The sequence below is a fragment of the Chromohalobacter canadensis genome (assembly GCF_029544075.1).
GTDB lineage: Bacteria > Pseudomonadota > Gammaproteobacteria > Pseudomonadales > Halomonadaceae > Chromohalobacter > Chromohalobacter canadensis_A.
This window is the reverse complement of sequence record NZ_JAJQJH010000006.1, coordinates 119,398-144,105: the sequence shown is the minus strand read 5'-3', so window position 1 is coordinate 144,105 and position 24,708 is coordinate 119,398. Positions and strand designations below refer to the sequence as shown.

Annotated in this window: 17 protein-coding genes; 5 read left to right on the top strand and 12 right to left on the bottom strand. The window is 63.7% G+C overall.

What is annotated here, in order from left to right; genetic code table 11:
• Positions 1–2: 2 nt before the first annotated feature.
• From LUN51_RS10030 to LUN51_RS10015, 4 genes are all read right to left on the bottom strand, one after another.
• Positions 3–407 (bottom strand): sarcosine oxidase subunit delta, encoded by a 405-nt coding sequence (locus tag LUN51_RS10030; RefSeq protein WP_277811139.1) that lies wholly within the window; start codon positions 405–407, stop codon positions 3–5.
• Positions 408–578: 171 nt separating this feature from the next.
• A complete protein-coding gene (locus LUN51_RS10025; protein WP_277811138.1) occupies positions 579–1,829 on the bottom strand; it encodes a sarcosine oxidase subunit beta family protein in 1,251 nt (416 codons plus the stop codon).
• Between the two features lie 264 nt (positions 1,830–2,093).
• Positions 2,094–3,131, bottom strand: coding sequence for a GlxA family transcriptional regulator (locus LUN51_RS10020; protein WP_277811137.1), 1,038 nt, complete (start codon positions 3,129–3,131; stop codon positions 2,094–2,096).
• A 106-nt stretch (positions 3,132–3,237) separates the two neighbouring features.
• Positions 3,238–4,032, bottom strand: coding sequence for an AraC family transcriptional regulator (locus LUN51_RS10015; protein WP_277811136.1), 795 nt, complete (start codon positions 4,030–4,032; stop codon positions 3,238–3,240).
• 241 nt (positions 4,033–4,273) lie between these two features.
• Here LUN51_RS10015 and LUN51_RS10010 point away from each other — a divergent pair, with 241 nt between their 5' ends.
• From LUN51_RS10010 to LUN51_RS09995, 4 genes are read left to right on the top strand one after another with little or no spacing between them, the layout of a single operon-like run.
• Positions 4,274–5,146, top strand: coding sequence for an ornithine cyclodeaminase family protein (locus LUN51_RS10010; RefSeq protein ID WP_347276510.1), 873 nt, complete (start codon positions 4,274–4,276; stop codon positions 5,144–5,146).
• A 51-nt stretch (positions 5,147–5,197) separates the two neighbouring features.
• Positions 5,198–6,718: a Na+/H+ antiporter NhaC gene (gene nhaC / locus LUN51_RS10005; RefSeq protein ID WP_277811135.1), complete on the top strand. Its 1,521-nt coding sequence runs from the start codon at positions 5,198–5,200 to the stop codon at positions 6,716–6,718.
• Positions 6,715–7,983 (top strand): NAD(P)/FAD-dependent oxidoreductase, encoded by a 1,269-nt coding sequence (locus LUN51_RS10000; RefSeq protein WP_277811134.1) that lies wholly within the window; start codon positions 6,715–6,717, stop codon positions 7,981–7,983. Before nhaC ends, LUN51_RS10000 begins: the two co-directional genes overlap by 4 nt.
• Before the next feature lie 32 nt (positions 7,984–8,015).
• Positions 8,016–9,716 (top strand): aconitase family protein, encoded by a 1,701-nt coding sequence (locus LUN51_RS09995; RefSeq protein WP_277811133.1) that lies wholly within the window; start codon positions 8,016–8,018, stop codon positions 9,714–9,716.
• 98 nt (positions 9,717–9,814) lie between these two features.
• Here the strand turns inward: LUN51_RS09995 and LUN51_RS09990 are convergent, their stop codons facing one another.
• The 4 genes from LUN51_RS09990 to fdhA form a co-directional block, all read right to left on the bottom strand.
• A complete protein-coding gene (locus LUN51_RS09990) occupies positions 9,815–10,852 on the bottom strand; it encodes an Ldh family oxidoreductase (protein WP_277811132.1) in 1,038 nt (345 codons plus the stop codon).
• Between the two features lie 150 nt (positions 10,853–11,002).
• Positions 11,003–13,864, bottom strand: coding sequence for a formate dehydrogenase subunit alpha (fdhF, locus tag LUN51_RS09985; protein WP_277811131.1), 2,862 nt, complete (start codon positions 13,862–13,864; stop codon positions 11,003–11,005).
• A gap of 12 nt (positions 13,865–13,876) precedes the next feature.
• Positions 13,877–15,595, bottom strand: coding sequence for an NAD(P)H-dependent oxidoreductase subunit E (locus LUN51_RS09980; protein ID WP_277811130.1), 1,719 nt, complete (start codon positions 15,593–15,595; stop codon positions 13,877–13,879).
• A 159-nt stretch (positions 15,596–15,754) separates the two neighbouring features.
• Positions 15,755–16,948, bottom strand: a complete 1,194-nt coding sequence (gene fdhA / locus LUN51_RS09975) for a formaldehyde dehydrogenase, glutathione-independent (protein ID WP_277811129.1) — start codon at positions 16,946–16,948, stop codon at positions 15,755–15,757.
• 270 nt (positions 16,949–17,218) lie between these two features.
• Here fdhA and LUN51_RS09970 point away from each other — a divergent pair, with 270 nt between their 5' ends.
• A complete protein-coding gene (locus LUN51_RS09970) occupies positions 17,219–18,385 on the top strand; it encodes an MFS transporter (protein WP_277811128.1) in 1,167 nt (388 codons plus the stop codon).
• Between the two features lie 10 nt (positions 18,386–18,395).
• Here LUN51_RS09970 and LUN51_RS09965 read toward each other — a convergent pair whose 3' ends face one another.
• From LUN51_RS09965 to dgcA, 4 genes are all read right to left on the bottom strand, one after another.
• A complete protein-coding gene (locus tag LUN51_RS09965) occupies positions 18,396–19,199 on the bottom strand; it encodes an electron transfer flavoprotein subunit beta (RefSeq protein ID WP_277811127.1) in 804 nt (267 codons plus the stop codon).
• Positions 19,189–20,457: an electron transfer flavoprotein subunit alpha/FixB family protein gene (locus LUN51_RS09960; RefSeq protein ID WP_277811126.1), complete on the bottom strand. Its 1,269-nt coding sequence runs from the start codon at positions 20,455–20,457 to the stop codon at positions 19,189–19,191. The genes LUN51_RS09965 and LUN51_RS09960 overlap by 11 nt, the downstream gene beginning before the upstream one ends.
• Positions 20,454–22,505, bottom strand: a complete 2,052-nt coding sequence (locus LUN51_RS09955; RefSeq protein ID WP_277811125.1) for a (Fe-S)-binding protein — start codon at positions 22,503–22,505, stop codon at positions 20,454–20,456. The genes LUN51_RS09960 and LUN51_RS09955 overlap by 4 nt, the downstream gene beginning before the upstream one ends.
• 109 nt (positions 22,506–22,614) lie before the next feature.
• Positions 22,615–24,699, bottom strand: a complete 2,085-nt coding sequence (gene dgcA, locus LUN51_RS09950) for a dimethylglycine demethylation protein DgcA (RefSeq protein WP_277811124.1) — start codon at positions 24,697–24,699, stop codon at positions 22,615–22,617.
• Positions 24,700–24,708: the final 9 nt, after the last annotated feature.

Below are 24,708 nucleotides of genomic sequence, written 5' to 3'. Positions count from 1 at the left end.
GCCTACGCTCCCTTGACCGACGCCTGGGCGGCGTCGCTGGCACCCACGGTCTGCTGGCCGCCCTCGGCGACCTGCACGCTATCGGTTTTCCCCTCACGCGCGGTTTTTTCCTCACGCGCCAGATGCTCGGCGCCCACCGTCGGCTGCTCGCCCATCTTGTAGGTTTCGAGAATCTCGTAACTCACGGTATTGCGCGTGATATTGAAGAACTTGCGACAGCCCACCGCGTGCAGCCACATTTCGTGATGGATGCCGCGCGGGTTGTCGCGGAAGAACAGATAATCGCCCCACTCCTCGTCGCTGCAGGCGTCCGGCTCCTCAGGGCGAGCAATGTGCGCCTGGCCCTTGGGGTGGAACTCCTCTTCTTCGCGCAATTCTTCACAATAGGGGCAGTAGATATGGAACATGGTGGTTCTCCCTTAGGCACTGTCTGAAAAGTGCCTGCGCTCGATCATACGGCGTTAAAAATAGGCTCGTGCGCGAGTCCGATCAAAGTACTCATTTACGATCTGTAAACTCCGTCTTTTCGCCCATTTTTGCCTTGTCTGATAATCGCTCGTCGACTTTTCAGACGAGTCCTAGTGCGCGACGCCAGCGGCGCCGTGCTCGTCGATCAACGCCCCGCTGTGGAAGCGGTCGATGGAAAACGGCGCGGCGATGGGATGCATCTCGCCCTTGGCCAGACTGGCAGCAAAGACATGCCCCGAGCCCGGCGTCGCTTTGAAGCCGCCGGTACCCCAGCCGCAATTGAAGTAAAGCCCCTTGACCTTCGTCTTGGAAAGGATCGGACAGGCATCCGGACAGGTATCGACGATGCCGCCCCACTGGCGGTTCATGCGCACCCGGGAGAAGATCGGGAACATCTCGACGATGGCCTGCAAGGTGTGCTCGACGGTGGGATAGCTGCCCCGCTGGCCGTAGCCGTTGTAGCCGTCGATACCCGCGCCAATGACCAGATCGCCCTTGTCCGACTGGCTGATATAACCATGGACGTGATTGGACATCACCACGGTGTCCAGCACCGGCTTGAGCGGCTCAGAGACCAGAGCCTGTAGCGGATGCGATTCCAACGGCAGGTTGAGGCCGGCCATCCCGGCCAACACGCTGGAATTGCCCGCCGTCACACAGCCCACGGTCTTGGACGCGATGTCGCCGCGATTGGTATGCACGCCCTGGATCTGGCCGTCGCGAATCTTGAAGCCGGTGACCTCGGTGTTCTGCAGCAGATCGACGCCCAACGCGTCAGCGGCACGGGCATAGCCCCAGGCCACGGCATCGTGGCGCGCCACGCCGGCGCGTGGTTGCCAGGAAGCGCCCATGACCGGATATCGAGCACGCTTCGAGCAGTCCATGATCGGCACCAGCGACTGGACGCCTTCGGCATCCAGCACCTCACCATCGATGCCGTTGAGGCGGTTGGCATTGACCCGGCGCTGAATGTCGCGCATGTCTTGCAGGGTATGGCCAAGGTTCAACACGCCACGCTGGGAAAACATGACGTTGTAGTTGAGCTCCTGCGAGAGCCCTTCCCAATGTTTCATGGCATGCTCATAGAGCGCCGCCGACTCGTCCCATAGATAGTTGGAACGCACGATGGTGGTGTTGCGCGCGGTATTGCCACCGCCCAACCAGCCTTTCTCGAGCACCGCCACATTGGTGATGCCGTGCTCCTTGGCCAGGTAGTACGCCGTGGCCAGACCGTGTCCCCCACCGCCGACGATGATCACGTCATAGCCCGGCTTGGGCGTGGGATTGCGCCATTGGCGTTGCCAATCCTCGTGATGACGTAACGCGTGCTTGACGAGCCCGAAGCCTGAATAACGTTGCATGGCACCTCTCCTGACGCGTGCAGGCGAATGAGAGAACGAAATCGGAGAATGCTCCGCTCGGGCCTCGACGGCTGCACGGTATGTAGATCATGCATCGATTAAAGCCGAGAGCACGGGGTAATGATTGAATAAATGCGACAGGCTTGCTGAACATCCGGAGCGGCCGACGCCCGGCACTCGCTCAGGCGATACGAGTTGTCGACGTGAACAGCGCGAATGGCGAAGGAGCAGAAGACGTGTGTGCGGGGAAGCACAGCCCTGGAATTAGAGCGTTGGATGGCCATCGATATGCAAGAAGAAAGGGTCAACACGATGACCACCGGGCTCAGTGGCACGTTTGCGCATTTCCGTTGGTGTCATATCGAAGGCACTACGAAAGTGTCGGGAAAAGTGCGCCGTGTCGGCGAAGCCACAACGCTCTCCGATGTCGGTGATGCTCTTGCCAGTATAGTGCAACAGCCAGACGCCATAGCGCAGTCGTAGGTCGCGCGCGAACTTCTGGGGGCCGATGCCGAGCGTCTCGCGAAAGCGTCGTTCCAGGTTGCGACGCGACGTCCCGACCCGTTCGGCCAATGCATCCATCGACATGGCTTCGCCTAGGTGCTGCTCCAACAGGGTGATGGAACGACGCACCAACCGGTCCTCGATCTTGCCGAACACTACCGGTTGTGGCTGAGGGTGCTTGCCCGCACGCGCTTCATCGAGAAGCATGATGTGCAAGCTTTTCATGGCCCACGCTTTTCCCAAGTGCCGCTCTATCAGGTAGGCGGCCAGATCCGCTGCTGCCGCTCCGCCTGCACAGGTGATCCGGTCGCCATCATCGATGAACAGCTGGTCGGCGACCGGATTCATGTCAGGAAAGCGCTGAATCATGTCACGATGATGGTACCAACTCACGCAGCAGCGCCGCCCCTCCATCAGTCTCGCCTGTATCATGGCGAACACACCGGTACATACCCCGACCACTGGGACACCGGCCGCGGCCGCTTGACGCAGATACGCCAAGGCGACGTCGTCCACCCGCTCCTTCTCCTTCTGCACCCCACCGATCACCACGATATAGTCGAAATCAGTCGGCGAGCGAAAAGACTCGCAATGGGAGATGGTCGCCCCACAACTGGAGACCGCCTCCTGCCCCGCACTGGTCATGAAGGCCCAATGGCAGCGAAGCTGTCGACTACGGTCGCCTTCATCGGCGGCGAGACGCAGACAATCGATGAAGGCGGCAAAAGGCAACAGGGTGAAATGCTGTAGAAGAACGAAGCCAACCGACAGCGGCTCGTCCCGAGAAGCAAGGCTCATCGTCGCTCCCGGTGGCATGGCAAGACAGCTCGATCCCGGAAACGGCCCGGGCATGTGGCGTATCCTGCCATGTCGTGGCGTAGCACTGAAGACGCGCGTCAGCGTTTCAGCGTGGTTTCCTGAACGTCGAGGGTGGATACCCAAAATGCCGGCGAAAGGCACGAGAGAACGACGAACTATCGGAGAAACCGAGATCCATGGCGATATGCCCGAGCGGCAAGCCCGTGTTTTGCAGCCATGTCATGGCCCACTGCAGGCGCCGTTGTAACACATATTGCTGAGGGGTCTTCCCTAGGTGACGCAGAAATAGCATGTGCAGCTGGCTCTGGCCCAAATGCATGAACTCGGCCAAGGCAGTATTGGTGGGCGGTGTCTCCAGAGAGGCATCGATGAAGGCATCGATATCGTCACACGAGAAGCGGCGAGCCCTGACCAACCCGATATCACTGCCTGATTCCATCAGCTCATAGACCTGAGTGACGAACATCATGGCGAGTTGACGACGCAGCAAATGATGCGGATCGCGCGAGCCGAAAAAACGCAGTTGTTCGACAGCCACGTTGATCGTCGACACCATCACAGGCGGCATCTCGAAGAAACCCGGGCTGGAAAACAGCCGTCCCATCAAATCGACTCGACTGTCCTCTTCCAGCGCGGTGAGGCAACTGTCAGCGCTGCTCAAATCCACCACGAGAAGCTCGCTGCTGTCATCGCAGCCGGCAAAATGATGCCGCGTATTGGACGGCACCACTGCCGCCGTGGAGGCACTCAGGCGTTGCGACTCACGGTCGAACGCACACTCCATCTCTCCACGCCAGCCAAGCAACAGCTGCGGAAAATCATGGCGATGTTCGCCCTGCGTGCGGGCGATATGATTGCGTCGGGCCTGAGTCTGTTGCATAACGGTCACCGCAGGACATCAGAATGGGCATGCACCGGACCTCGGGACAAACATTACGGAGTTCGAGTCAAGCCAATCTGGTTGCAAACATCATAGTCTACACCGATAAACATAACGCACCGGAGACTGGCATGTATTGCAACGCTGAACAAGTCGCCGAGGCCCTCCCCTGGCCGGCACTCATTGATGCCCTCGATGATGTCTTCACCTTGATGCCCTCGATGATGTCTTCACCCGTGAGGTGAACTCCCCCATTCGCCACCACCATCACCTGGCCGTAAGCGGCGACCCAGACGCCACGCTACTGTTGATGCCGGCCTGGATCGAAGATCGTTACCTGGGCGTCAAACAGGTCAACGTATTCCCTGGCAACACGGCGCGAGGCGAACCCGGCCTGACCGGCCACTACCTGCTCAGTTGCGCCCGCACGGGGCGTCATCTGGCGCAATTCGAGGCCAACGAACTGACCTCGCGTCGCACCGCCGCCGCGTCGGCACTGGCCTCACGCTATCTTTCCCGCGACGACGCGGAAGAGCTTCTCATGGTAGGTGCCGGGCGCATGGCACGCCGCTTGGTACCGGCACATGCCGCCGTACGCTCGATCAAGCGCGTACGTGTGTGGGACCTGTATCCCGAATCGGCCGCCGCCCTGGTCGCGGAACTGACCGAACAGGGTTACTCGGCCGAGCAGGTCGCCGCAGACGGTCTTCGGGAGGCCGCCGGTACAGCCGATATCATCAGTTGCGCCACGCTCAGCCAGACCCCGTTGATCCACGGCGAATGGCTCTCGCCGGGCACCCACGTCGACCTGGTAGGCAGTTTTACGCCGGCGATGCGTGAGGCGGACGACACGGTCATGCGCCGCGGGCAGGTGTTCGTCGACACCCGCGCCGGTGCGCTGGCCGAGAGTGGCGACCTGATCGATCCCATCGCCTCCGGCGCCATCGGTGAAACCGATGTGCTGGCCGACTTCTTCGATCTCTGCGCGAAGCGCCATCACGGGCGTAGCGAACTGGACGATCCCGACGCGGCGATTACAGCATTCAAGGCGGTGGGCGCGTCCTGCGAAGACCTGGCGGCCGCGATCACGGCTTACGAGCGGAGCGTCGACTGATCGTTTGCTCCGTAGACACTCCTCAATGCTGAACAAAAGGAACAATCCAGCATGCCACATGACTCCAAGACCATCGCGCTGCCATCGCTCGGCATGGCCCTCCTCCCGATCGCATTGACGATCGGCCTGCTGGCCATCCAACTCTTCTATTATGGCGATTTCACGCCCCATATACCGCTGGCACTCGGCGCAGCGATTGCCGCTATCTTCGGCTGGAGCCGTGGCTATCGCTGGCAGGAAATGCAGGCCGGCGGTTTCAAGCTGCTCCACGTCGCCATGCCGGCGGTGGCCACCCTGATCGTGGTGGGCATGCTGATTGGCGTGCTGATCTCCAGCGGAACCGTCCCCACGCTGATCTACTACGGTCTCGAGCTACTCAGTCCACAGTGGTTTCTGGCCGCCACCATGCTGATGTGCGCTATCGTCTCGCTGGTGGTCGGCTCCTCCTGGACCACCGTCGGTACGGTGGGACTCGCTCTGATGGGGATCGGTATCGCCCTTGAAGTACCGGTCTACTGGACGGCGGGCGCCATCGTCTCGGGCGCCTTCTTCGGCGACAAGATGTCGCCGCTTTCCGATACCACCAACCTGTCGCCGGCGGTGACCGAAACCAATATCTTCGATCACATCAAGAACATGCTGCCGACCACGGTGCCAGCCATGCTGATCGCACTGGTCATCTACGCCTGGGTCGGGGGCGGCGATCAAGAAGGCGCAAGCTCGCTGGCGCGTATTGTGAACATCCGCGAGGGCCTGACCGACGCCTTCCAGCTGGGCTTCTGGCAATTGATTCCCTTGCTCGTCATCTTGACGTTGGCCTTTCTGAAAATCGCGCCCATACCGGCCCTGTTCACGGCCACCGTGCTGGGTGGCGCCATCGCCATGCTGACCCAAGGTGCTTCCTTCCATGATGTACTGACCTATGCCCATAGCGGCTATACGGTCGACACGGGCATTGGTCCACTGGACACCTTGCTCAATCGGGGCGGCGTCACCTCCATGACCTGGGTAGTCACGCTGATCATCTTCGCGTTGATCTTCGGCGGTATTCTCGAAAAGACCCGGTGCCTCGAAAAGGTCGTGACCACCATCACTGAAAAGGCACGTAGCTTCAGGGCGCTTCAGACCAGCGCAGTCCTAACGCCCGTTTTCGTCAACGCCATCGCTGGCGATGTCTACCTTTCCATCGCCTTGCCGGGTCGCATGTACGTCAGTGCCTATGACCGCCTCGGCTACTCACGACTCAACCTGTCGCGCGCTATCGAGGAAGGCGGCACGCTTGTCTCGCCGCTGATTCCCTGGAACGTCGGCGGTGCTTTCGTGATCACCACACTCGGGCTAACCGTGGGCGATGGCGACCTCAGCGCCTTGCTGTACATTCCGCTTTCCTTCGCCTGCTGGCTGTCACCCGTGCTAAGCATCATCTATGCCCAGTTCGGCTGGTTCTCTCACAAGGCGGACCCTCAAAAGCGCCCCAACAGCGATCAACCTGCCAGGCTGACCTCGCAGGCTGAGGAAGACGGTTCGTTCCCTGAGGGAAGCATGGCGACCAATCCACTGGAGGGCGCATGACGCCTGAATCCTCCTCGTACCGCCCCGACGTCGTGGTCGTCGGGGCCGGCCTGATCGGCATGACCAGTGCATTGAAGCTCCAGCAGGCGGGGCTTCGCGTGCTGGTGGTCGACCGCGATGTGCCAGGCAAGGGGGCCTCCTTCGGCAACGCCGGTTATCTCGCGACCGAACTGGTCGACCCGCTCTCGACGCCCGAGACCCTGCGCAAGGCACCGCGCTTGCTGCTCGATCCACACGGCCCGTTAGCGCTGCCGCCACGCTACCTGCCGAGCCTGCTCCCCTGGCTTGCGCATTTTGCGATGGCGGCGCGCAAGCCCAGCGTCGAACGCGGCCGCGAGGCACTGGCCGCGCTCAACAGCCGGTCGCTGACCGCCTGGCAGCGTTGTCTGGACGGTATCGGTGCCCAGGACGAGCTGATCGCCTCGGGCTATCTGATGGTATGGGAGAACGAACGCGCGCTGGAGCAAGCGCAACGCCATCGGGAAAAGCTCGGCCAATATGGCATCGAGGCCGAGCTGCTGGATGCCGATGCAGTGCAGGCGCGTGACAGCGGGCTGAGCCGTGATATTCATCACGCTCTGCTTTTTCCCAATGCCCATCAGGTCAGTGACCCGTACCGCGTGGTACGACGCTTGGTCGAGGCCTTTGAAAGCGCTGGCGGCGAGATCGGGCGAGAGAGCGTCGAGCAGGTCAGGGCGACTGCTGAAGGCGTCGAACTTCGCTCAAGCCAACGCCTCATCGAGGCAAGCCGAGTGGTAATCGCCACCGGCGCCTGGAGCGGCAAACTGGCCGAGCAATTAGACCTAAAGATGCCTCTGGAGAGCGAAAGCGGGCATCATCTCACGCTCCCTGACCGTGTCGGTGCGCTACGCCAACCCATTGGCTCGGCCGAGCGTAACGTAGTCATGGCCCCCCTAAAAGATGGCCTCAGGGTGGTCGGCTTCTCCGAGTTGGGCGGGCTGGGGCTCAAGCCGAACCCCAAACGTTCGCGTACTCTCAAGCACCATGCTTCAGCGCTTTTGAGCGATGCCTCCGGCGTCGAGCGAGCCAGCGACTGGATGGGCTTTCGCCCGACGTTGCCGGACTCGCTGCCAGTAATCGGGCAACACCCGCAACATCCTCACGTGCAGTTCGCGTTCGGTCACCAGCACCTGGGACTGACCCAGGCCGCGATTACTGCCGAGTTGATCGCCGATCAGTTGATGAACCGCACACCGACACTCGATCTGACACCTTTCCGGCCGGATCGCTTCACCAAAACCTGAGCCATGCATGCGCCCCAGATAGAGGAAAAAACATGTCGCGACGTGTAATGACAGGCTATGCCGATGCTTCGCTCCTCGCGTCCCGGGAAGGCTTGAGCTTTTGGGGCGGCGTGGACGCCGCTACTGGCGAAGTGATCGACTCGCACCACCCCCTTAGAGGACAGTATCTGGGCGGCAAAATACTGGCCATGCCGACCAGTCGCGGTTCCTGCACCGGCAGCGGCATACTGCTCGAGTTGATCATGAACGGTAACGCCCCGGCGGCGCTGGTATTCAGTGAGCCGGAAAGCATCCTGACGCTTGGAGCGCTGGTCGCTCAGCACCTGTTCGAGCAAACGATTCCAGTGGTCCAGCTCGATACCGAGGCGTTCGCACGGCTCTGTCGCTGCGAGAGAGCGTGTATCGACGACCAACGTCTAGTGGCCGATGGACTGGATATCCCCCTCACGCCCCTCTCAAGTGAAGCGCTTTCACTAACAAACCACGATCACGCGCTACTCGAAGGCCATGAAGGTGAAGCGGCGCAGAGAGCGATGCGCATTCTCCACGACATGGCCGTGATCGAAGGCGCCACGCGCCTTATTGATGTCTCCCGGGTACACATCGACGGCTGCATCTACGCCAGCCCTGCCTTATTGAGTTTTGCTGAAATCTTTGCCGATTTGGGCGCGCGCGTGAAAGTGCCCACCACCATGAATTCGATTTCGGTCGATCACACCCAATGGCGGGTACAGGGCGTGCCGGAGGCCTTTGGCTTTCCCGCCAGCCGCCTGGCGGATACCTATGTGGCGATGGGCGCGCGCCCCAGTTTCACTTGCGCCCCTTATCTGCTTCAGGACGCTCCCGGCACCAACGAAGTGATCGCCTGGGCCGAGTCCAATGCCGTTATCTACGCTAACAGCGTGCTCGGTGCGCGTACCGCCAAGCACCCCGACTTGCTCGATCTGTGCATCGCGCTAACCGGACGCGCGCCTTGTCACGGTGTCTACCTGGATGAGGAACGCCGAGCGCAGCGCATCATCGACGTTGACGTCCCGACCACGCACGACGATGCATTCTGGCCACTGCTGGGGTATCGGCTCGGACAGCTCGCCCCCGACTGCATTCCGCTGGTCACCGGTGTTGTCGACTTAACACCCAGCGACGACGACTTGAAAGCACTTTGCGCCGCCTTCGGCACCACCTCTGCCGCGCCCATGCTGCATATCGAAGGGATCACACCCGAGGCCGACTGCATCGCACCGAGCGCCGACCGAGCCGCGGTCAGGGTCGCCGACCTGGCAGACGTCTGGCAGCAGTTCAACGCGGGCGCCGTCGACATCGAACTGGTCGCCTTCGGTAGCCCGCACTTCTCGCTCGCCGAGTGCCGCAAGCTCGCCGAGCTGATGGCCGGTCGCCGCTGTCACCCGGCGGTCATCGGTATCGTCACCCTGGGACGCGATACGCTCCAGGCGGCGCGGCAGGAAGGTAGCGCACAGTCGCTCGAAGCCGCCGGGCTGCGTCTACACGCCGACCTCTGCTGGTGTTCGATCTCCGAGCCCGTCTTCCCACCGGCGGCGCGTACGCTGATGACCAATTCGGGCAAGTACGCCCATTACGCACCGGGCCTGAGCGGGCGCGCAGTGCGTTTTGGCAGTCTCAGCGAGTGCGTGACGGCGCTTGTCACCGGGCGTACGACGGGCACGCTGCCCGATTGGCTCAGGCAGCCTCCGGGGCATTGCCCGGATATGTGACAGCAGCACGACGCAAGGCTAGGCCTAGTCTGACAAGTCAATAAAAAGCGAACGCCAGTGGCGTCCGCTTTTCAAGCTGGCTCACGTTGAGAACGGGCTCAGTCGCCTACGGCGTCCAAGCCGTCGGCTTCGAGCCGCTCCAGCAGTGCGAGCTCTTCCTCGCTCAGCTTGATGCCCTCGGTCTCGGCTATCTTGCGCGCGGCAAAGCGGCGTTGCGACGGCAAGCGCGCTCCCTGATCGGCAATCCCCTGCAGTAACTTCTCCCCCTCGGCAATCGGATCGCGACCGCGCCCCTGCGAGAAAGCCTGAGGGTCGAAGGCCAGCACCAACGCGCCGTGGCGCGGCAACAATTTGCTGGTACCCATGAATTCCAGCGCCTCCTCGCTCATGAAGTCCCCCAGCATGGCGCCCGCCATCAGCTCGATCATGGTCGCGATCGCCGAGCCCTTGTGACCGCCGAAGGGCAGCATGGCGCCCTCGAGCGCAGCCTGTGGATCGCTGGTTGGTTGGCCCTCGGTGTTGATCGCCCACCCCGCCGGCAACGCCTTGCCTTCGCGTCGGTGAAGCTCGATTTCACCGCGCGCCGCCACGCTGGTGGCAAAGTCAAACACGTAAGGGTGCTCTCCCTGGCGCGGCCAGCCGAACGCAAAGGGGTTGGTCCCCAGCAATGGCTGGCTGCCACCAGAGGGGGCCATGACTGCATAGCTCGGACACATGGAGAGCGCCGCGAGCCCTTCGCGGGCCAGGTCCTCGACTTCATACCAGAGCGCCGAGAAGTGTACACAGTCATTGATTACCAGCGCGGCCAGGCCGTGCTGTCGAGCACGTGCCAATAGCGCCGGCCGTGCTTTTTCGTAAGCCGGGTTAGCATAGCCACCTGCTGCACTGACGCGCACGATAGGCCCCTCGCCCGGTTGGAGTACGGGGGCCGCGTTCGGCGACACCCGCCCCGCCTTCAACACGCTCAGGCAGCCTGCTACCCGATGAACGCCATGGGACTTGCAGTTATCCCTCTCCGCCGCTGTGATCACCCGCGCCAACGCGCTGGCGGGCTCATCGTCAACGCCGCAGCGGATGAAAATTCGGCTGATACGTGCTTCCAACTCGTCAGGCGTCAGTGTCGTCGCTGTGGTCATGATGGCTTGCTTTCTCCTATCGCTATCATCCGATGTCCCCCTTACCAGAGGTTCCGATAGCCACCATCATGACGGATCTTGCCCTGTAATCGTAGAGACGCATCGACGCCGTCCACCCCTGGTTCTCAAACGGCCGCACTAACGTGCGGATCAGACATCGAGCGCCGTCGCCACCTCGCCACGATGCAATCGGCTGGCGGCGTACTTGAACTCAGGGATCTTGCCGAACGGGTCGAGCGCCGGATTGGTCAGAATATTGGCCGCCGCTTCCAGGTAGCAGAACGGCACGAACACCATGCCCGACTGCATCAACGGGTCAGCACGCGTCTTCAGGGTGATGCTGCCGCGGCGGGTGGTGATGGTGATCGGCTCGCCCGGTGATAGCCTCAGGCGTCCCAGCTCCGACGGGGCGAGGCTGGCCACCGCTTCGGGCTCGAGATCATCGAGTACCCGAGTACGCCGGGTCATGGAGCCGGTGTGCCAATGTTCCAGTTGGCGCCCAGTGATCAACACCGTGGGATAGTCATCATCGATGGGTTCATCCGGTGGCAGTGGCCGGGTCGGTGTGAACGTCGCTCGCCCGCTCGCGGTGGGGAAGGCGTCGGAAAACACTACGTCAGCGCCGGGGGCGTCCTCGGCCGGGCAGGGATAGGTCACCGAGCTCTCGCGTTCCAGACGGGCCCACGAAATGTGATCGAGCGACGCCATGCCCTGCTTCATCTCGTCGAACACCTCGCGCGGGTGCGTGTAATGCCAGTCCAGACCCAGGCGATTGGCGAGCTGCTGGATGATCCACCAGTCGGGCTTCGCCTCACCGGGCAGCGGCACCGCGGCACGGCCGAGCTGCACCTGACGGTTGGTGTTGGTCACGCTGCCGTCTTTTTCCGGCCAGCTCGAGGCCGGCAGGATCACGTCGGCGAACTGCGCGGTCTCGGTGACGAACAGGTCCTGCACCACCAGATGCTCGAGCTTGGCCAGCGCGTCCCGGGCGTGATCGAGGTCCGGGTCGGACATCGCGGGGTTCTCGCCGAGGATGTACATCCCCTTGATGGTACCGGCAGCGATGGCATTCATGATCTCCACCACCGTGAGCCCGGGCGTCGCATCCAGCGGCGAGTTCCACAGTTCCTCGAAGGCACTGCGCATCTGGGCGTCGCCTACCGGTTGATAGTCGGGCAGCACCATGGGAATCAGGCCGGCATCGGAGGCGCCCTGGACGTTGTTCTGGCCACGCAGCGGATGCAGTCCGGTGCCGGGACGGCCGGTCTGGCCGCAAGCCAGCGCCAGCGAGATCAGGCAGCGGGCGTTGTCGGTGCCATGCACGTGCTGGGAAATGCCCATGCCCCAGAAGATCATCGCCCGCTCGGCCTGGGCATACAGCCGTGCAAGCTCGCGAATCAGCTCGGGCTCGACGCCGCAGGCGGGCGACATCGCTTCGGGCGTCATGTCACGCACATGGGCCTTGAGTGCCTCGAAGCCCTCGGTGTGGGCATCGATATAGGCCTGATCATAGAGCGCCTCGCTGATGATGACGTTGAGCATGGCGTTGTAGAGCGAGACATCGCCGCCAGGCGTGAAACGCACGCTCCGATGCGCGTAGGCATCCAGTGCCTGGCCGCGGGGGTCGAGGACGATCAGTTTGGTGCCGTTTCTGGCCGCCTGCTTGAAGTAGGTGGCCGCCACGGGATGGTTGATCGTCGGATTGCAGCCGGTGAGGATCACGACATCGGCCTCTAGCGCCTGCATGAAGGAGGCGGTCACCGCGCCCGAGCCGATGCATTCCATCAGTGCCGCCACCGAACTGGCATGGCACAGCCGGGTGCAATGGTCGACATGGTTGGAGCCGAAGCCGGTACGTACCAGCTTCTGAAACAGCCAGGCTTCCTCGTTGGAGCATTTGGCGCTGCCGAAGCCGGCCAGGGCATCGGGGCCGTGGGCTGCCTTGAGGTCGGCGAGTCCGCCGGCGGCAAGCTCCAGCGCTTCGTCCCAGCTCGCTTCGACGAAATGGGTCAGTGGCTGAGCCGGATCGAAATCGGGATCGAGCCCCTTGGGCACCCCCGGTTTGCGGATCAGTGGCGTGGTCAAGCGTGACGGGTGCCGCGGATAATCGAAGCCGAAGCGGCCCTTGACGCATAACCGGTTCTGGTTGGAAGGGCCCTCGCGCCCTTCGACGAAGAGAATCGCGTCGTCCTTGACATGGTAGGTGAGCTGACAGCCCACGCCGCAGTAGGGGCAGACGGAATCGACGCTGCGGTCGGCCACCCGGGAATCGCCGCGCCCCGCTTCGTCGACCAGGGTCGCCGGCATCAGTGCCCCGGTCGGGCAGGCCTGAACGCACTCGCCGCAGGCCACGCAGGTGCTATCGCCCATGGGATCGTCGAAATCGAAGACGATCTTGGAAGCCGCGCCGCGATGCGCCATGCCGATGACGTCATTGCCCTGGACCTCGCGACAGGCACGCACGCAGAGATTGCACTCGATGCAGGCGTCGAGGTTGACGTTCATGGCCGAATGGCTGGCGTCACGGGTCGACGAGGCGCGCCGCGAATGCTCGGGAAGATGCACATGGTGCACGGTGGCCGCCTCTCTCTCGGCCCGCGCCGGCAGCCGTCGGCGCACCGCCGTGGCATCGATGGCCAGTTGATCGGCCATGGCCCAGAAGTGGCTGGAACGGTCGGGGCTGTCGTCACGCGCCGGCTGGTCGACCAGCAGCAGCTCCATGACGCCTTCCCGCGCCGTGCGGGCTCGCTCTGAACTGGCGCTCTTGACCACCATGCCGGGGGCGGCCTCGCGCAGGCAACTGGCGGCCAGGGCACGCTCGCCCTCGATCTCCACCATGCAGGCGCGGCAATTGCCGTCGGCGCGGTAGCCACTGGCATCTTTGAAGCACAGGTGAGGAATGCTCTCGCCGGCACGCTTGGCCACCTGCCAGAGCGTCTCCCCGGCAGTGGCGCTTACTGCCACCCCGTCCAGGGTCAGGGTGAAGCTTGTGTTCGAGCGTTGCTTGCTCATGCCATGTCTCCCTTATCCCTTGACGATCACGTTCTGGGCGGCGAGTTCACCGCGGAAGTCCTTGAGCAGCCCCAGCACCGGATTGGGCGCCGCCTGCCCGAGGCCGCAGATGGAGGCATCCATCATCACCTGCGAGAGGCGCGTCAGGGTCGCGGCCTCCCATTCGTCGCCCTCGAGCAGGGTCAGCATCTTCTCGGTGCCCACCCGACAAGGGGTGCACTGACCGCAGGACTCGTCGGCGAAGAAGGCCAGCAGATTGGTGGCGACGGCACGCAGATCGTCCTGGTCGGACAGCACGATCACCGCCGCCGAGCCGATGAAGCAGCCGTGCGCCTGCAGGGTGTCGAAGTCCAGCGGTACGTTCGCCTTGGACGCCGGCAGGATGCCGCCGGAGGCGCCGCCGGGCAGGTAGGCGACAAGGCGATGCCCCTCGGCCATGCCGCCGCAATATTCCTCGATCAACTCCTCGAGGGTGATGCCCGCCGGGGCCAGGTGCACGCCGGGGTGCTTGACCCGGCCGGAGACCGAGAAACTGCGCAGCCCCACCCGACCGTGGCGGCCCTGGCGCGCGAAGGCCTCGGCGCCGCGCTGCCAGATCAGCGGGATCCAGTAGACGGTTTCCACGTTGTTGACCAGCGTGGGACGATCGAACAACCCTCTCTGGGCGACGAAGGGCGGCCGATGACGAGGCTTGCCGGGCTTGCCCTCCAGCGACTCGATCATCGCCGACTCCTCGCCGCAGATATAGGCACCGGCGCCGCGCCGCAGCACGATATAGCCCGGCGCCACCAGGCCCTCAGCCTCGAGCTCGGCGATCGCCTCGCGCAATACGCGGTGCAGGCCCGGATACTCGTCGCGCAGGTAAATGTAGAGCGCCTCGGCCTCCACCGCCCAGGCGCTGACCAGGGCACCCTCGAGGAAGCGGTGCGGCGAGCGTTCCAGATAGACGCGGTCCTTGAAGGTGCCGGGCTCGCCTTCGTCGGCGTTGATGGCACAGTAGCGCGGCCCCGCTTCCTGGCGCACGAAGGTCCATTTCTTGAAGGTGGGGAAGCCGGCGCCGCCCAGGCCGCGCAGATTGGCGGTTTCCAGCGCCTGCATCAACGCCTCGACCGTGACGCGCCCCGCGTGGCAGTCGGCGAGCAACGCATAGCCGCCCTCGGCGCGATAATCCGCCAGCCGCTGCCAGAGAATCGCCTCGGGATAGTAATGACCGGTATCGATCACCGAGGCCACCCCTTCATGGGTGGCGAAGCGCACGTGATGATGACCCACTTCCACCACCGGCGCGGTGTCGCAGCGCCCCATGCAAGGGGCTCGCACCACCCGGACCGCTTCCGGATCGACGCCGGCCGCCAGCTTTGCCTTGAGCGCCTCGGCACCGGCCAGCCGGCAGGACAGCGAATCGCAGACCCGGACCGTCACCTCGGGCGGTGGCGACTGATCGTCATGGACCACATCGAAGTGAGCGTAAAAGGTCGCCGTCTCGTAGACCGCGGCCATGGGCAGATTCATGTAGGTGGCAAGCGCGCGAAGCATCACCAGCGAGAGGTGGCCCTGGGCATCCTGGATGGTGTGCAGATGCTCGATCAGGAGATCGCTGCGTCGCCGTTCACCGTCCTCGCGTTCATCGCCGAGGAGTTGGCGAAGCGCCGCCAGGGCGACGGGAGGCAAATCACGGCCACGGAGCTTGTTGCGGAAACGACGCTTGGGAGTGAGGGTCTCAACGGTCATGGCGTGCTCATTGTTATCGATAGGCACTTGCCCGGGGATGCATTGTCCGTCGGGACGGACCGCCATGGACAACGGCCCCCGGATATCGGCCACCCTGTCCTGAGACAGGCGCCTCGTTGCAGGTTAGCCCCGGTCGCGTGCCGGGGCCATTCACACCGCTCAGGCGGCCACACTGCCATGTGGGTCGATGACGAATTTCTTGGCCACGCCGCCGTCGAAGTCCGCATACCCACGCGGCGCGTCGTCCAGCGAGATGACCTCGACATTGACCGCATCGGCGATGCTTACCTTGTCGAACAGGATCGCCTGCATCAGCTGCCGGTGGTATTTCATTACCGGGCACTGACCGGTGTGGAAGGAATGGGATTTGGCCCAGCCCTGCCCAAGGCGCATCGAGAGGTTGCCGTGCCGCGCTTCCTCACTGTCCGCGCCGGGATCTTCGGTGACGTAAAGTCCCGGAATCCCGATCTGGCCGCCGGCCCGGGTGACGTCCATGCAGGCATTGAGCACCGTGGCCGGCTGCTCGTGCGCATGATTGTGACCATGGCAGCGCGCCTCGAAGCCCACCGCATCCACCGCCGAATCCACTTCGCGTTCGCCGAGAATCGGCTCCAGCATGTCGGGCATGGGCGTGTCCTGGCGCAAGTCCAGGGTCTCGCAACCGAAACTCTTGGCCTGGTCGAGACGCTGCGGGTTCATGTCGCCGACGATGACGCAGGCGGCCCCCAACAGTTGGGCGGAGACCGCCGGGGCCAGCCCCACCGGACCGGCCCCGGCGATGTAGACGGTGCTGCCGGGGCCGACACCGGCGGTGGCGCAGCCGTGAAAGCCGGTGGGAAAGATATCGGAGAGCAACGTCAAATCGCGGATCTTGTCCATGGCGATATCACGATCGGGAAACTTCAACAGATTGAAGTCCGCATAGGGCACCATGACGTACTCTGTCTGGCCACCGACCCAACCGCCCATGTCGACATAGCCATAGGCAGCGCCCGGACGCGCGGGATTGACGTTGAGGCAGATGCCGGTCTGGCCTTCCTTGCAGTTGCGGCAACGCCCGCAAGCGATGTTGAAGGGCACCGAGACGACATCGCCGACGCCGATGAACTCGACGTCGCGTCCGCACTCAACGACTTCGCCAGTGATTTCATGCCCGAGTACCATGCCGCTCGGCGCGGTGGTGCGGCCGCGCACCATGTGCTGGTCGCTGCCACAGATGTTGGTGGTGATGACCTTGAGAATCACGCCGTGCTCGCATTTGCGATTGCCCAGCGCCAGCTCGGGAAAAGGGATCGACTGGACCTCGACATGGCCGGCGCCCATGTAGATCACGCCGCGGTTGGCTGCACTCATGGCTATTGTCCTTTGGTTTCGTGGTGAGAGGCGTCGTGGCGTCAACGCCACTCTTCGACCATAGCCTTCTTGCTGGCGCGGACTGTTCCCAACGAGTCATCGCCATGCTCAAAAGAGACATTGCCGTGCCAACCGCAGCCCCCGCTTATTGTGCACCGCCTTATCATAAGCGCGACTTGTTCCGGCTTCGGGGGCGTGCTATTCAAGCAATGATCGAAATACGCCCTACCCCGAAGCGTATCCACCGCCCACTCGTCACCGGAGCTCACCATGGAGGCCTCGACCGCCACCGCCTCGTCTCGCCCCCAGTCGTCCCCCGCGCGCCTGACCGGCATGAGCTGGGCGCATTTTCTCAACGATGGTGCCGCCAATTATCTGCCGGGCGTGCTGCCGGCAATCCTGATCTCTCTCAATCTCTCGGTGGCCCTGGCGGGCACGATCATGGCGGCCTTGCTGATGGGCCAGGCGTTGCAGCCGCTAGTAGGTCTATTCGCCGACCGTGTCGGCGGTCGTGTCATGGTAGCCTTGGGGCTCGCCGGTTCGTCGCTGGGCGGCGCCCTGGTAGGCTTCGCTTCCGGCTTCTGGCCGCTGATCGGCATCCTGGTGATGATCGGGATATCCAACGCTTTCTTCCACCCTCAGGCGCTGGCCGGTATCCGTCAACTGGGTGGCGAACGGCCAGGGACCGCGATGTCGATCTTCATGGTCGGCGGTGAGGTGGGACGCGGCGTCTGGCCGGCCCTGGCAAGCTGGGTGGTGGTGCAATGGGGACTGGGCTACCTGTGGCTACTCGCCCTGCCCGCTCTCGCGACGCTGCCATTCATGCTGCACTGGGCGCCGCGTCTGCCGCCACGCGCCGCGGATGCCACGCCCATCGCTTGGCGTCTGCATGCCGGTCCGCTATCGCGGTTAGTAACCTTCTCCGCCCTGCGTTCGCTGATGATTCTCTCGGTAGTGACCTATGTGCCGCTGATGTGGGCTCAGGGAGGGGGCGATCTAACCACCGGTGCCAGCTTCATTACCGTCATGCTGGTCGTCGGCGTGATCGGCAACCTCGGCGGCGGGCGGCTTTCGGATCGCTTCGGTCGCCGCCCGGTGTTGATCGTCGCCATGAGCATCTCGGTCATCATGCTGGCGGCTTTCCTGCTGGCCGAAGGCATCTGGCTATGGATCGTGCTCGGCGTGCTGGGCATCAGCCTGTTCGCGACCTTGCCGCTGGGCATCCTCATCGCCCAGGACATCCTGCCCGAGAACCGCTCGCTGGGGTCGGGCATGGCGCTGGGCCTGGCCAATGCACTGGCAGCCCTCGGTGTGATGCTGCTGGGGCCGGTCGCCGCGCTTTGGGCCCCTGCCGCGCCGCTGTGGATCGCCTTGGGTGGCGGCGTGATCAGCATTTTTCTCGCCAGCGGCCTGCCCGAGCATGAGCGCGCTACCTGAGTGCCGCGCCTCAACGCAACACGTCCTCTTCACGTAGTAGCGTGAAGATCGCCTCGGCGCCCTGGGTCGGGGTCACGTCCGTCAGTACCTGCCCGCCACCGCCTTCGGCCTTGGCGGCGGCCGCCTTGAAGCGGTCCCGCGCTGAGGCGGCCTTGACGATCTTGAGGCGCTTGGGACGCTGGCGCGCAGGCTGCACGTGCCAAGCGGCCCATTCATCGTCCACGCTCACCGGCCCTGCCGTCGCTTCGAACGCGCCGCGTCGCGCCGGCCCGTAGGCGCTCTGACGCGGCGCGGGGGCCGCATCATCGACAGTGACGATGACAGGCAAGCGGACCTTGAGTCGCCGCCGCTGCCCCCGCGGCAGGGCCTGTAGCAAGGTCGCCACACCATCCTCGACGCTTTCCACCGCCGCCAGACCACTCACCAGAGGCCAGCCAAGGCGCTCTGCTAGCAGGTAGGGCAGCAGGCCCGAGCCTTCGCCCCGTTCGGCACGCTCACCGGTAATCACTAGATGAGGTGAGGTCGCATCCAAGGCCTCGGCAAGCGCGGGCAACACATCGGCGCCCTCAGGCTGCTCGAGTAGCGACAATTCAGTGAAGCCCATGCCCAGATAGCCGCGCAATGCCGCTTCGCTGCTTTCATCTCGTTCGCCGGCATGCAACAAACGCACCTGGGCATCCGCCAAGGAGCGCGCCAGCTCCACTCCCCGGGCATCCTGGTCGGCACGCCGCGCCCTCCCCGTCAGCGGGTGGCGCCCGATGGAGACCAGCACCGTCACTTCGAGTCCTGGCGTCATGGCGGATTCAGGCTGCATCGCGTTTCTCCTCTCGTGCCTGTGCCACCAGGGTGACCAACGCCTCGAGTATTTGAGTCGAGTCTCCGATCACTGCGAGATCGGCACGCTTGATCATGTCGCAACCGGGATCCATGTTGATCGCCACCACCTTGTCGCAGGTCTGAATACCCTGCAGATGCTGAATGGCGCCGCTGATGCCCACGGCCACATAGACCCTTGCCGTCACCCAGGTGCCGGTAGCCCCCACCTGACGGTCACGGGCCATGAAACCATCATCCACCGCCACGCGTGAGGCACCCTCAGTGGCCCCCAATACCTCGGCGGCATGGTGGAAGCCTTGCCAATCCTTGACGCCATTGCCGGCGGAGAGAATGAACTCCGCCTCGGACAGGGCCACGCCTGACGGGTCGACACTCACCTGACCGAGATCCTGAATGCGCGACAAGGTCGACGGCAACGGCTGAGGCAAGGCCAGTTCGGCAGCAGCGTGGCGCGTTTCGCTGACCGGCTCGGCACATTCGGCCAAGGCCAGGGCGATTCGTGGCAAGGGCCGCCGAATGTCCAGCGACCCGGCCGCGCCCCGCGCCGTGCAATGCCAGCCGGCAGCCGCCTCGGCGCCGGCTTCGACCTGCCAGACGCCCGTCGTCGGCCGCTCGCCGAGACGCGCCGCAAAGCGTCTTCCCAGCTCTCCACCGCCCAGCTTGGAATCCGGCAGCAGCCAATGGCGTGGCGCCCAGGCCTCCTCGGCCATGATCAGCGCTCCCAGGCGCGCCTCGGGGGCATAGCCTGTCACCTCCGGTGAATCGAGATGCAGCAAACGATCGATACCCGCTTCACCGAAGTTCGCCTCCTTGTGAGGGCCGAAAACCACGGCCACCACCGCGCCTCGAGCCGCAGGATCGGCATCGGCGAGCTGACGCGCCAGACCGAGTAGATCTCGGTCATGCCCGCTCAGGCGACCGCCGGCCATATCCGGCACCACTGCAATCATGAAGGCGGGCGCGTCGATCTCGACCAACGGCTTGCGCTCGGCGTTCGATGTCTCGGCACTGCTCCCCCCAGCTCCCTGCTGCGTACCGCTGCGGTCGATGCGCTTCACACCATTGGGGCCGACGAATCCCACTGCGTGGGGGTTCCTGCGTACGAGACCGCCGGGGCCCCACCATTCACTGGCCGCGCCCTGGCCCATCTCCTGGAGCACTTCAGCATGGCGCGGATGCAGACGATTGCGGGCGATCCACTCTTGGCGGGGATCGCGACGCGGAAGATCGCTCATGACATGACCTCCTCGGTGGTCTGCGCGGTCGAGGCATCACGCGGCGCAGGCGGTGCCTCCGGCGTGGTATCCAGCGCGGCGGCGACCATCTCGGCAATGTCCTTGACCGCAACCTCTTCGTCGCCCGCCGGCGGGACGACACCCTCGAACATGGCCGTGCATTGCGGACAGCCCACCACGACCTGCTCGGCCTGCGTTTCGCGCACATCGCCCATGCGCATGTCGGGGATGCGTTGCTTGCCGGGAATGTCGGTGACGGGCGCCCCACCACCACCGCCGCAGCAACGCGAGCGATAGCCCGAGCGCTGCATTTCGACCAGCTCGACACCCAGCGCTTGCAGCACCGCGCGAGGCGCTTCGTACTCACCGTTGTAGCGCCCCAGGTAGCAAGGGTCGTGATAGGTCACGCGCGCCGCTTGGCCCGGCGCCAGTCGCAACCGACCAGCCTCGATCAACTGATTGATGAAGGTACTGTGATGCCAGACCGGATAGTCAGATTCCTGTCCTTCTGGATAGAAGGCACCGTATTCGTTCTTGAGCACGTGGAAGCTGTGCGGATCGCAGGTAACGACACAGTCGAAGCGATACTGGGCGAGTGTGGCGATATTGCGCCGCGCCAGCGACTGGAAGGTCGCCTCGTCCCCGAGACGGCGCGCCACGTCGCCACTGTCGCGCTCTTCATTACCGAGCACCGCGAAATCCACGCCGGCGGCGCGCAGTACCTTGACCAGGGCACGCAGCGTGCGTTGATTGCGCATATCGAAGACGCCGTCACCCAACCACAGCAACACCTCGGCGCGTTCGACGTCGGCCATCAACGGCAGTTCGAGATCCGCCGCCCAGTTGAGCCGCCCACCGGGATCGAAACCGCCCGGGTTGTCGGTGGCGATGAGATTGTCGATCACCTCGGCGCCCTTGCCAGGCGTCGCGCCTTCTTCGAGCGTCAAATGGCGGCGCATATCGACGATGGCATCGACGTGTTCGATCATCATCGGGCACTCTTCGACGCAGGCGCGGCAGGTGGTGCACGACCACAGTGTCTCGGCGTCGACCAGCGCCTTGCCATCTTTTGTCGAAGCCGGCGCGACGATCGGCCCATGGGGCGTACCATGATGCTCGCCAACCGGCCTGTCCCCGCGCTCGGGTGATGGGTAGGGAGAACCGGTGTAATGGGCGTCACTGCCACCAGCCATGCCTACTACCATGTCCTGGATCAGTTTCTTGGGATTGAGCGGCTGCCCCGCGGCGAAGGCCGGACAGACCGCTTCACAACGGCCGCACTGCACGCAGGCGTCGAAGCCCAGCAACTGGTTCCAGGTAAAGTCGCTGGGCGTTTCCACACCCAGCGGGGCCTGGTCATCCTCGAGATCGAGGGCCTTGAGACCGGTGGAGCGATTGCCCTCGCCCCCTTTCGTGGAAAAGCGTTCGGGACGACGGTGAAAGGCCAGATGCAGGGCGCCGGCGAAGGCGTGCTTCATTGGCCCGCCCCAGGTCATACCGAACACCAGCTCGGCCAGCCCCCAGGCCACCACGCCGGCCAGCACCAACGCGACCAGCCAGCTGCCCAGCCCTTGTGAAAAGCCGGCAGGCAGCACGCCCACCGCCGGCAGGGTCACCACGAAGATGCCCAGCGAGAACGCCATCAGACTCTTGGGCAGGCGCATCCAGGGGCCCTTCGACAGGCGCGCCGGCGGATCGCGCCGACGCCGGGCGACGAACAGACTGCCTGCGAACATGGTCGCGCTCGCCGCCAGCAGCAACCAACCCAATATGCCCTCGGCGAGGCCCAGGCCGTGGACGACGATCGCCAGCCCCATAGCAGCGACGAAGCCGCCGGCGGTGGCGACGTGGGTATTGGACATCACCTTGTCGCGCGCCACCACATGGTGCAGGTCGACCAGATACCGGCGCGGTACCGCCGCCAGACCGCGGAGCACGGGCACCGGCGATGGCCGCCCCTGACGCCATAGGCGAATGCGCCGCACGGCGCCGATCGCCGCCAGCGCCAGGGCAGCGAAGATCAGGATCGGCAGGAGGATATCGAGCATGATGGCTCACCTCATCGGCGAGCTGGAAGCTGAAAGCCGGAAGCTGAAAGAAAGGGCGCAAAGCGCAGAGGGTCCTTCCAGCTTCAAGCTTCAGGCTTCCAGCTAGGGGTTAAAAGTCCTTGCAGATCCGCAGGGCATCGTAGATCGCCGCATGCGTATTGCGCGGCGCCGTACAATCGCCCACTCGGAACAGCAGGAAGCCGGCCTGTGCATCATCGTCCAGCGTTGCCAGGCTAGGTTGTGGCTCGGCGGCATAAAGCGCCTCAAGATCGAGCTGACCGTGATTGCGTGAGCGTTCCTTGAGCGCGTAATAGAGCGACTCATCCGGGCGCACGCCATTTTCGACCACGACCTGATCGACCACGCGCTCTTCCTGGACGCCGGTGTATTCGTTCTCGAGTACCGCGACCAGGGCATCGCCCTCTCGATAGACCTTATGCAGCGCAAGATCCGAGGTCATGATGACCTCTTTCTCGTAGAGGCTGCGGTAATAGGTGGGAAAGGTCGTGCCGCCGACCGCGCTGCCGGGCTTGGTGTCGTCGGTGACAATCTCCACTTGGGCGCCTTTGTCGGCCAGGTAGTCGGCCACCGAGACACCGGTGAATTCGCAGATGGTATCGAACACCAGCACGTTCTTGCCCGGCGCCACCGCCCCACTGAGAACATCCCAGGCACTGACGACCAAGCTCTCGTCGCGATCTTCCGCATATCCCCATTCCGGCACCTGAGTCAGAAACGGCTGGCCGCCGGTGGCAAGCACGACGATATCCGGGCGCAGGTCGTCGATCGTCGCCTCATCGGCGTACACGCCCAGACGAATATCGACCTTGAGTCGCGTCAGTTCGAGCTGAAACCAACGTGTAATGCCGGCAATTTGATCACGCTGCGGCGCCTTGGCAGCCAGCGTGATCTGTCCGCCCAATGCTTCGGCACCTTCGAACAACGTGACCGAGTGTCCCCGCTCGGCGGCGACCCGCGCCGCTTCCATACCGCCCGGCCCACCGCCCACGACGACCACACGCCGCTGGGGACTGGTGCTTTTCTCGATCTCATGCGGCAGGCCCATATATTCACGAGAGGTCGCTGCATTCTGGATGCACAACACGTCGAGGCCCTGGTACTGGCGATCGATGCAATAATTGGCACCCACGCACTGTTTGATCCGATCGGTCTGCCCCATTTGAACCTTGGCGATCAGGTGCGGGTCGGCGATGTGCGCCCGGGTCATGCCCACCATATCGACGTAGCCACCTTCGAGAATGCGGTTGGCCTGGGTGGGATCCTTGATGTTCTGGGCGTGAATCACCGGCGCGCCGACCACCTCCTTGATACCCGCCGCCAGGTGCAGAAACGGCTCCGGCGGATAGGCCATGTTGGGAATCACGTTCGCCAGGGTATCGTGAGTATCGCAACCCGAGCCCACCACGCCGAAGAAGTCGACCTGGCCGGTGGCGTCGTAGTAGGCGGCGATGTTCTTCATATCGTCGTGGGTCAGGCCATCGGGATGGAACTCGTCGCCACAGATGCGCATGCCGACCACGAAATCGTCGCCGACCTCGGCACGTACCGCCTTGAGCACTTCCATGCCGAAGCGCATGCGGCCCTCGAAGCTACCACCCCATTCGTCGGTACGCTTGTTGACGCGCGGGCTCCAGAATTGATCGATAAGATGCTGGTGCACGGCGGAAAGCTCGACGCCGTCCAGCCCTCCTTCCTTGGCGCGCCGCGCGCCCTGGGCAAAATCGTCGATGATCCGCCAGATGTCTTCTTCTTCGATGGTCTTGCAGGTCGAGCGGTGCACCGGCTCGCGAATCCCCGAGGGCGAAAGCAGCACCGGCCAATCGTGACCGTCCCACCGCGAGCGACGCCCCATGTGAGTGATCTGGATCATGATCTTGCCACCATGCTTGTGCACGGCGTCCGAGAGGTTGCGGAAATAAGGGATAATGCGGTCGGTGGCCAGGTTCACCGAGCTCCACCAAGCCTGGGGACTGTCGATCGACACCGGCGAAGAGCCGCCGCAGATAGAAAGACCCACGCCGCCCTTAGCTTTTTCTTCGTAGTATTTGACATAGCGATCGGTGGTCATGCCGCCATCAGTCGCATGAACCTCGGCATGAGCGGTGCTGACCACGCGATTGCGAATCGTCAGCTTGCCGATCTCGATGGGTTGGAAAAGTGCGTCGAATGCCATCGTGGAAAC